The sequence below is a fragment of the Pseudomonas sp. NPDC088429 genome, from assembly GCF_044753305.1.
Classification (GTDB): domain Bacteria; phylum Pseudomonadota; class Gammaproteobacteria; order Pseudomonadales; family Pseudomonadaceae; genus Aquipseudomonas; species Aquipseudomonas rustica.
Map to the genome: position 1 here is coordinate 721 of NZ_JBIVMX010000100.1, position 9,398 is coordinate 10,118.

Sequence of the window (9,398 nt, forward strand, 5' to 3'; positions counted from 1 at the left end):
GTTACCAGCTACCATAGGGCGACGCATGCTGTACCTCGTCGGTCAAAGTGGGCGCAGATGTTACCCAACACAATCATGCCTTGCAAGCCGAATCAGGCAGAAACTTCAGTTACCAGTTTTGCCAGTTCTTCGGCATAGCTGCGAACCTGCGTTTCGTCCTCGCCTTCGACCATGACGCGCACCAGAGGCTCTGTCCCGGACTTGCGCAAAAGCACACGACCACGACCCGCCATTGCCTGGGTTACACGCGCACTGGCTTCCTTGACAGCAGGATGCTCCAGCGGATTGTCGCCGCCGCCAAAACGCACGTTGATCAGCACTTGAGGGCACTTGCGCAGCGCCTGACGGCTTTGCGCCAGACCTTCGTTACGGGTCTTGAGCGCCATCAGCACTTGCAACGCCGCGATGATCGCATCACCGGTCGTGGTGTGATTGAAGCAAACGATGTGCCCCGAATTTTCACCACCAACCAGCCAGTTGCGTTCGAGCAATTCAGCAATCACATAGCGGTCGCCGACATTGGCACGTATAAACGGAATTGAAAGCTCCGCCAGCGCCAACTCAAGACCCAGGTTGCTCATCAGCGTACCGACTACGCCGCCCTGCAGCTTGCCGCGCTCATGCAGATCACGGGCGATGATGAACAACAGCTCATCACCATCAACGATGGCACCGGTGTGATCGACCATCAGTACGCGGTCACCGTCACCATCGAACGCGATACCCAGATCGGCATGCTCAGCCATCACCGCCGCCTGCAACTGGCCCATATGGGTCGAGCCGCAGTTTTCGTTGATGTTCAGGCCATTAGGTTGCGCCGACAGCACCACCACTTCAGCACCCAGCTCACGAAACACACTAGGCGCTACCTTGTAGGTCGCACCGTGGGCGCAGTCGATGACAATTTTCAGCCCGGAGAAGCTGGTACCGGTCGGCACACTGCTTTTGCAGAATTCGATGTAGCGACCGGATGCGTCGTTGATACGCGACACCTTGCCGATCTTGCTCGACTCAACCACCGTCATCGGTGTGTCGAGCAACTCTTCAATCATCAGCTCCAGCTCATCTGGCAGCTTGGTGCCTTTGCCGGAGAAAAACTTGATGCCGTTATCGTCGTGTGGATTGTGCGATGCACTGATAACGATACCGGCCTCAGCCTGGAACGTACGCGACAGGTAGGCGATTGCTGGCGTCGGCATCGGGCCCAGCAGCATCACATCGGCACCCGCAGAGGTCAGGCCGGCCTCCAGCGCCGATTCGAACATGTAGCCGGAAATCCGCGTGTCCTTGCCGACCAGCACCTTGCAGGCACCCATCTTGCGGAACGCCATGCCGGCAGCCCAGCCAAGCTTGAGCATGAAGTCAGGGGTAATCGGGTATTCACCGACTCGACCACGAATGCCGTCAGTACCAAAATATTTCTTGCTCATAAGTGCTCCATCATTCTTATTCAGCTGATTCCACGGCCGCGAGCATCCGCACCACGTCTACCGTTTCCGCCACATCATGGACACGCAATATACGCGCACCTTTCAACGACGCCAGCGCCGCCAGTGCCAAACCGCCGTGCAGCCGCTCACCGACAGGACGATTCAGCGCCTGCCCGATCATGCTTTTACGAGAAACGCCCACCAGCAGCGGCCGGCCCAACGCATGCAGGGCTTCCATGTGCTTGAACAAGCTTAGATTGTGCTGCAGGGTTTTGGCGAAGCCAAACCCCGGATCGAGGATGATTCGCTCGGCAGGAATACCGGCGGCCGCACATTGCGTCATGCGCTCAGCGAGAAACTCACCGACTTCCCGAGTGACATCCTGATAGTGCGGATTGTCCTGCATGTCACTAGGCTCACCCAGCATATGCATAAGGCACACCGGCAAACCGGTCGCCGCTGCTGCATCCAGCGCACCATCACGCTGCAATGAACGGACATCGTTAATCAGACCAGCACCGAGCCGCGCCGTTTCGCGCATCACCGCGGGCGTCGAGGTATCAACCGAGATAATCACATCGAGTTCGCGATTGATCAGCTCGACGATTGGCGCGACGCGTTCAAGCTCTTCGAGAGGGGAAACCGCACGCGCGCCGGGGCGAGTCGACTCGCCGCCAACATCGATCAACGTCGCACCAGCGGCGACCATGGCTTCGGCGTGGCGCAGGGCCGCGTCGAGCTGGCTGTATCGGCCGCCATCGGAAAAGGAATCGGGAGTGACATTGAGAATGCCCATGACATGCGTATGGGCCAAATCAAGAACCCGGTTGCCGCAAGGCAACCGGGTCAGGGACTGTGCAAAAGTCATTTCAAACCTTAAACGTCAGCAGCCGGACCGCCAATCGGTGTTTCCGGACGCTCATCCTGAACAACCGGAGGCGGCGGTGTACCCGTGCCACCCGACCAGTCGCGAGGTTCGCGAGGTGTGCGACCGGCCATGATGTCGTCGATCTGTTCAGCATCGATCGTTTCGTACTTCATCAGAGCGTCAGCCATGGCATCGAGCTTGTCACGGTTGTCCGTAAGGATCTGCTTGGCCGTGCCGTAACACTGATCAATGATGCTGCGCACTTCGGAGTCGATCAGCTTGGCTGTCTCACCGGAGAAGCTGGCCGCCTGCCCGCCACCGCCGCGACCGAGGAACACTTCGCCCTCTTCTTCAGCGTACATCAGCGGACCGAGTTTTTCCGACAGGCCCCATTTCGTCACCATGTTCCGTGCAATCTGGCTGGCACGCATGATGTCGTTGGAAGCACCGGTGGTGACACCGTCGAAGCCCAGGGTCATCTCTTCAGCAATACGGCCGCCATACAGCGAGCAGATCTGACTGATCAGTGCGCGCTTGGACAGGCTGTAGCGATCTTCTTCCGGCAGGAACATGGTCACACCCAGCGCACGACCGCGCGGGATGATCGACACCTTGTAGACCGGATCATGCTCAGGCACGACGCGACCCACAATGGCGTGGCCCGCTTCGTGATAAGCAGTGTTCTGCTTTTCTTTCTCGGACATGACCATCGATTTGCGCTCGGCGCCCATCATGATCTTGTCTTTGGCCAGTTCGAATTCTTTCATCTCGACGATGCGCTTGCCGCTACGTGCAGCGAACAGCGACGCTTCGTTGACCAGGTTAGCCAGGTCAGCACCGGAGAAGCCCGGAGTACCACGTGCGATCACGGCCGGAGCGACGTCGTCACCCATTGGCACTTTGCGCATGTGTACTTTGAGGATCTGCTCGCGACCACGGATATCCGGCAGACCGACCACAACCTGACGGTCGAAACGGCCCGGACGCAGCAGCGCAGGGTCGAGTACGTCAGGACGGTTGGTTGCAGCGATAACAATGATGCCGTCGTTCATTTCGAAGCCGTCCATCTCAACCAGCAACTGGTTGAGAGTCTGCTCACGCTCATCGTGACCGCCACCCATGCCGGCGCCACGATGGCGGCCGACGGCGTCGATTTCGTCGATAAAGATGATGCAAGGCGCGTGTTTCTTCGCCTGCTCGAACATGTCACGCACACGGCTGGCACCGACACCGACGAACATCTCGACGAAGTCAGAACCGGAAATGGTGAAGAACGGCACTTTGGCTTCGCCGGCAATCGCCTTGGCCAGCAAGGTTTTACCGGTACCCGGAGGACCGACCATCAGCACACCGCGAGGAATACGACCGCCCAGGCGCTGGAACTTGCCCGGATCACGGAGGAATTCAACCAGCTCGCCCACTTCTTCCTTGGCTTCGTCGCAACCGGCAACGTCAGCCAACGTGGTTTTTACCTGATCTTCGGAGAGCAGGCGCGCCTTGCTCTTGCCGAAGCTCATCGGCCCGCCCTTGCCGCCGGCACCGCCCTGCATCTGGCGCATGAAGAACATGAACACCGCGATGATCACCAGGATCGGGAAGCTGGCCACCAGAAGCTGGGTCCAGATGCTTTGCTGTTCAGGCTGCTTGCCTTCAACCACAACGTGGTTGTCGACCAGATCGCCGATCAGGCCATTGTCCTGAATCGCCGGACGAATGGTCTTGAAGCTGTCGCCGTCATTGCGTTTGCCGGTAATCACATAGCCATCAACCGCTACGCGTTCGACCTTGCCATCCTTGACCTGCTGGATGAAGTCGGAATAGTTGAGGGTCTGCGGCTCGTTAGGGCTGGAGAAGTTGTTCATCACTGTCACCAGGACAGCCGCGATGATCAACCACAGGATCAGATTCTTTGCCATATCGTTCAATTAACTACCCTCTGAAGCAAGCTCCGCTACTGGCGCGCGCTTCGCATGATATTCACCGGCCTAACTTACTACATTACCTACGGCTCTGGCAGGCGCCGTCTGTAACCCTTTGTGAAACACTTTCTACACAATATTCGCTAATGCGCTCGGGGCGAAATACGAAAAACCTATCACCCCGCCAAAAAAACTCCGTTTTACTCACTACGCCCGCGGTAACCCCAAGCCAGCATGTATTGCTCGCGGGAGGTGCCTCGAGAAGAGTCCGGCTTGATCATCTGGATCTTGTCGAACTTCTTGCGAGCATCCTTCAGGTAGGTATCGAACCCTTCACCCTGAAAAATCTTGATTACAAAATTACCGCCCGGCTTGAGGATTCGCTCCGCCAAGTCTAGCGCCAGTTCACAAAGAAACATGGCTTTGGGCATGTCAACTTCGGGCGTACCACTCATATTGGGGGCCATATCGGAAATCACAAGGTCCACCTGCGAATTACCTACCGCCTCAAGGATCTGTGCGAGCACCGCATCCTCGGTGAAGTCACCTTGAATGAAAGTCACGTCCGGAATGCTGTCCATTTCCAGAATGTCCGAGGCGATCAGACGCCCCTGACCGCCGATCAACCGGCTGGTGACCTGCGACCAGCCGCCAGGCGCTGCGCCCAGGTCGACAACGCTCATGCCGGGGCGGATCAGTTTGTACTTCTCCTGGACTTCCAGAAGCTTGTAACTCGCACGCGAGCGGTAGCCATCCTTCTGGGCCTGCTTCACATATGGGTCATTAACATGTCTTTTCAGCCAACCAAGGCTTGTCTTGGAACGCGCCATTGGGCACCTCGATAATTAGGGTCGTGATTAATTGGGCGGATCCACGAGCCCTCGGGTAAAATGGCCGCCATTTTACAGAATCCAGACGAAAGGGTCAGATTATGCCGCTCACTCAAGAGCAGAAGAAACAGTACAAATCCATTGGCCACCATCTGAAACCCGTTTTGACGGTAGCCGACAATGGTTTGACTGAAGGTGTGTTAGCCGAATTTGAACGTGCATTGGCGGATCACGAGCTGATCAAGATCAAGCTCACCATCCTTGATCGCGAAGCGCGCCTGGCGCAAATCGCAGAGCTGTGCAAGGTCGGCAAAGCGGATCTGGTACAGGTCATCGGCAAGATGGCACTGGTGTATCGCAAGAACTTCAGCGCCAACAAGCAGCTGTCGAACGTTCATCGCTTCAAGTGATGACAGGGGTCAAGGGTGTGCTTCGCGCACCCTGACACTCCACCCCGGCACCGGTTGCATTACCAGTATCAAACCGGAAAAGCCCAGAATCAGAAAACTGAATTCCTGCCAGCGCTGCGCTTCCGGCCAGCCGACACGCACTGCGACAAACATCGCGCACGCGTACAACGCCATCAGCAGCACCTGCCCGCGAAAATCCCGCCATAGACTGGCAAGGCCTTCGGCTTGTACCAGCACCAAAGCCTGAAATATCACGCAAGCGGCAGCGAATCCCACCACCAGCACTTCAAATGCAGCGGCTACTTCATCGATCAGCAGCGGCGCCAGGCCAATTTTGCCCAATGCCGGCTGCAAACCGAGATGAATTAGCCATAGACCGCCGACCCATAACATCTGGGTCAGTTGCCAAAGCATGGCGCCCGCGTGCAGCGGGCGCCCTTTTTCAGATGTGACGGACTTCGACAATCTCGTACTCGATCACGCCACCAGGCGTTTTAACCGCCACCACATCACCCTCTTCCTTGGCAATCAAGGCGCGGGCCAGTGGCGAACCGACGGAAATCTTGCCGAGTTTGAAGTCAGCCTCGTCCTCACCCACGATGTGGTAAGTAACGCGCTCATCCGTCTCGACGTTGGCGATTTCCACGGTCGTGCCGAAAATCACTTTGCCAGTGTGCGGGATCGACGTGACATCAATGATGACCTGATTCTGAATCCGGCCCTCGATGTCACGAATCCGCGCCTCGACCATGCCTTGCTGTTCGCGCGCGGCATGGTATTCAGCGTTTTCCTTCAAGTCACCCAGCTCGCGAGCCGTGCCGATGTCCTGGCTGAGCTTCGGACGGACGACCTTGGTCAGGTGAGTGTGTTCTTCTTCCAGGGCTTTGGCGCCCTGAACAGTCATTGGGTATTTGGTTATGCTCATGCCTTCAATCCTGCGTGTAGATCTTGCAAGCGGCGCACGGTCTTTTCCGGACCGAACTTCAGCGCTTCACAGATAGCTTCGCCAGCAGCAATGGTAGTGGTGCAGTAGATCTTGTGCTGCAAGGCATTACGACGAATGGAGTACGAATCAGCGATCGACTGACGACCTTCGGTGGTGTTGATGATCAGCGTGACTTCGTCATTCTTGATCATGTCGACCACGTGCGGACGACCCTCGGTCACCTTGTTCACACGGCGCACTTTCAGACCTGCGGCTTCGATCAGCTTGGCAGTACCGGCAGTGGCAACCACTTCGAAACCCAAGTTGATCAGATCACGGGCCACGCCTGCAACCAATGGCTTGTCGTCGTCACGTACGCTGATGAACGCAGTACCGCCGGTCGGCAGCACTTCGCTCGCGCCCATCTGGGCTTTGGCGAATGCTTCACCGAAGGTGTCGCCGACGCCCATCACTTCACCGGTCGACTTCATCTCTGGGCCGAGGATCGGGTCAACGCCAGGGAATTTGGCGAACGGGAAGACTGCCTCTTTCACGCTGTAGAAGTTCGGGATGATTTCTTTGGTGAAGCCGATTTCTTTCAGGGTCTTACCAGCCATCACGCGGGCAGCGATCATCGCCAGGGAAACACCGATGCACTTCGACACGAACGGTACGGTGCGGGAAGCACGCGGGTTGACTTCGATGACGTAAATGTCTTCGCCTTGCAGCGCCAACTGTACGTTCATCAGGCCGACAACGCCCAGCTCCAGGGCCATTTTCTTGACCTGTTCGCGCATCTCGTCCTGGATGTGCGCAGGCAGCGAGTACGGCGGCAGCGAGCACGCGGAGTCACCGGAGTGAACGCCAGCCTGCTCGATGTGCTGCATGATTGCGCCGATGACAACGTCTTTGCCGTCGCAGACCGCGTCCACGTCCATTTCGATGGCGCAGTTGAGGAAGTGGTCGAGCAGCACCGGGCTGTCGTTGGACACTTTCACCGCATCACGCAGGTAGCGCTTGAGCTCCTCTTCTTCGTAAACGATTTCCATCGCGCGGCCACCCAGTACATAGGATGGGCGTACGACCAACGGATAACCGATCTTGCTGGCGGCACGAATTGCTTCGTCTTCGCTGCGTACGGTGGCGTTTGGCGGCTGACGCAGGTTCAGGCGCTCAACCATTTGCTGGAAACGCTCACGGTCTTCGGCACGGTCGATCGCGTCCGGACTGGTGCCGATGATTGGCACGCCGGCGGCTTCCAGAGCGCGAGCCAGTTTCAGCGGAGTCTGGCCGCCGTACTGAACGATAACGCCTTTTGGCTTCTCGACGCGGCAGATTTCCAGCACGTCTTCGAGGGTTACCGATTCGAAGTACAGACGGTCGGAGGTGTCGTAGTCAGTGGAAACAGTTTCCGGGTTGCAGTTGACCATGATGGTTTCGTAGCCGTCTTCGCGCAGTGCGAGGGCAGCGTGAACGCAGCAGTAGTCGAACTCGATACCTTGGCCGATACGGTTCGGGCCACCGCCTAGAATCATGATCTTGTCGCGACCCGACGGCGCGGCTTCGCACTCTTCTTCGTAAGTCGAATAGAGATAAGCGGTGTCGGTGGCGAACTCGGCGGCGCAGGTGTCAACGCGCTTGTAGACCGGGAACACTTCCAGCTTGTGACGGTGAGTCCGCAGGTTCTTCTCGGTCACACCCAGCAGCTTGGCCAGACGCTGATCGGAGAAGCCTTTGCGCTTGAGCTTGTACATCACGTCGCGGTCGATCGCGGACAGACCGAGGGTCTTGACCTTCTCTTCGTCCTTGATCAGATCTTCGATCTGTACCAGGAACCAAGGGTCGATCATGTTCATCGCGAAGATTTCTTCGACGGTCATGCCAGCGCGGAAAGCGTCTGCCACGTACCAGATGCGCTCGGCGCCCGGCACGGTCAGTTCGCGCTTGAGCACGCTCATGCTTTCCGGGTTGCTCAGGTCGAGCTTCTCGTCCAGACCGCAAACGCCAACTTCCAGGCCGCGCAGAGCTTTCTGCAGGGATTCCTGGAAGGTACGGCCGATGGCCATGACTTCACCCACCGACTTCATCTGAGTGGTCAGACGTGCGTCAGCCTTGGCGAATTTTTCGAAGGCGAAGCGTGGCAGCTTGGTGACGACGTAGTCGATCGACGGCTCGAAGGACGCCGGGGTTTTGCCGCCGGTGATGTCGTTCGACAGTTCGTCGAGGGTGTAGCCCACAGCCAGTTTGGCCGCGACTTTGGCGATCGGGAAACCGGTGGCTTTCGAAGCCAGCGCCGAGGAACGCGATACGCGCGGGTTCATTTCGATCACGACCATACGGCCAGTGTCCGGGCAGATACCGAATTGCACGTTGGAACCGCCGGTCTCGACGCCGATCTCGCGCAGTACCGCCAGGGAGGCGTTACGCAGGATCTGGTATTCCTTGTCGGTCAGGGTTTGTGCTGGAGCCACGGTGATCGAGTCACCGGTGTGCACGCCCATCGGGTCAAAGTTTTCGATCGAGCAGACGATGATGCAGTTGTCCTTTTTGTCGCGGACAACTTCCATTTCATATTCTTTCCAGCCGATCAGCGATTCGTCGATCAGCAGCTCTTTGGTCGGCGACAGGTCGAGACCGCGGGCGCAGATTTCTTCGAACTCTTCACGGTTGTACGCGATGCCACCACCGGTGCCGCCCATGGTGAAGGACGGACGGATGATGCACGGGAAGCCGAGGGTTTCGAGAACCGCGTTGGCTTCTTCCATGCTGTGGGCGATACCGGAGCGCGGGCACGCCAGGCCGATGGATTTCATCGCCTTGTCGAAACGCGAACGGTCTTCAGCCTTGTCGATGGTGTCGGCGTTGGCGCCGATCATTTCTACGCCGAACTTCTCCAGAATGCCTTCGCGTTCCAGGTCCAGGGCGCAGTTCAGAGCAGTCTGGCCGCCCATGGTTGGCAACACGGCGTCCGGACGCTCTTTCTCGATGATCTTGGCAACGGTCTGCCACTTGATCG

General features: G+C 57.8%; 8 protein-coding genes. 1 reads left to right on the forward strand and 7 read right to left on the reverse strand.

Annotated features, from left to right (window positions below):
- Positions 1-92: 92 nt before the first annotated feature.
- The 4 genes from glmM to rlmE form a co-directional block, all read right to left on the reverse strand.
- Positions 93-1,430: a phosphoglucosamine mutase gene (gene glmM, locus ACIP66_RS27040; protein WP_400652220.1), complete on the reverse strand. Its 1,338-nt coding sequence runs from the start codon at positions 1,428-1,430 to the stop codon at positions 93-95.
- A gap of 16 nt (positions 1,431-1,446) precedes the next feature.
- Positions 1,447-2,298 (reverse strand): dihydropteroate synthase, encoded by an 852-nt coding sequence (gene folP / locus ACIP66_RS27045; protein ID WP_212549744.1) that lies wholly within the window; start codon positions 2,296-2,298, stop codon positions 1,447-1,449.
- 8 nt (positions 2,299-2,306) lie between these two features.
- Positions 2,307-4,214 (reverse strand): ATP-dependent zinc metalloprotease FtsH, encoded by a 1,908-nt coding sequence (gene ftsH / locus ACIP66_RS27050; protein ID WP_127925787.1) that lies wholly within the window; start codon positions 4,212-4,214, stop codon positions 2,307-2,309.
- A gap of 203 nt (positions 4,215-4,417) precedes the next feature.
- Entirely contained in the window at positions 4,418-5,047 is a 630-nt protein-coding gene (gene rlmE / locus ACIP66_RS27055) for a 23S rRNA (uridine(2552)-2'-O)-methyltransferase RlmE (protein WP_053117028.1), read from the reverse strand.
- Between the two features lie 101 nt (positions 5,048-5,148).
- Here rlmE and ACIP66_RS27060 point away from each other — a divergent pair, with 101 nt between their 5' ends.
- Positions 5,149-5,457, forward strand: coding sequence for a YhbY family RNA-binding protein (locus tag ACIP66_RS27060; RefSeq protein WP_053117027.1), 309 nt, complete (start codon positions 5,149-5,151; stop codon positions 5,455-5,457).
- Positions 5,458-5,466: 9 nt separating this feature from the next.
- On the opposite strand, the gene ACIP66_RS27065 is transcribed toward ACIP66_RS27060, so the two are convergent.
- The 3 genes from ACIP66_RS27065 to carB form a co-directional block, all read right to left on the reverse strand.
- Positions 5,467-5,871, reverse strand: coding sequence for a hypothetical protein (locus ACIP66_RS27065; RefSeq protein WP_053117026.1), 405 nt, complete (start codon positions 5,869-5,871; stop codon positions 5,467-5,469).
- A gap of 28 nt (positions 5,872-5,899) precedes the next feature.
- Complete coding sequence (gene greA / locus ACIP66_RS27070; RefSeq protein ID WP_053117947.1) at positions 5,900-6,376, reverse strand: transcription elongation factor GreA; 477 nt, start codon at positions 6,374-6,376, stop codon at positions 5,900-5,902.
- A gap of 2 nt (positions 6,377-6,378) precedes the next feature.
- A partial coding sequence (gene carB / locus ACIP66_RS27075) for a carbamoyl-phosphate synthase large subunit (RefSeq protein ID WP_400652224.1) occupies positions 6,379-9,398 on the reverse strand: 3,020 nt, incomplete at its 5' end.

Coding starts and splice junctions, on each gene's coding strand:
- glmM (WP_400652220.1), bottom strand. CDS start 1,430: ATGAGCAAGAAATATTTTGGTACTGACGGCATTCGTGGTCGAGTCGGT.
- folP (WP_212549744.1), bottom strand. CDS start 2,298: ATGACTTTTGCACAGTCCCTGACCCGGTTGCCTTGCGGCAACCGGGTT.
- ftsH (WP_127925787.1), bottom strand. CDS start 4,214: ATGGCAAAGAATCTGATCCTGTGGTTGATCATCGCGGCTGTCCTGGTG.
- rlmE (WP_053117028.1), bottom strand. CDS start 5,047: ATGGCGCGTTCCAAGACAAGCCTTGGTTGGCTGAAAAGACATGTTAAT.
- ACIP66_RS27060 (WP_053117027.1), top strand. CDS start 5,149: ATGCCGCTCACTCAAGAGCAGAAGAAACAGTACAAATCCATTGGCCAC.
- ACIP66_RS27065 (WP_053117026.1), bottom strand. CDS start 5,871: ATGCTTTGGCAACTGACCCAGATGTTATGGGTCGGCGGTCTATGGCTA.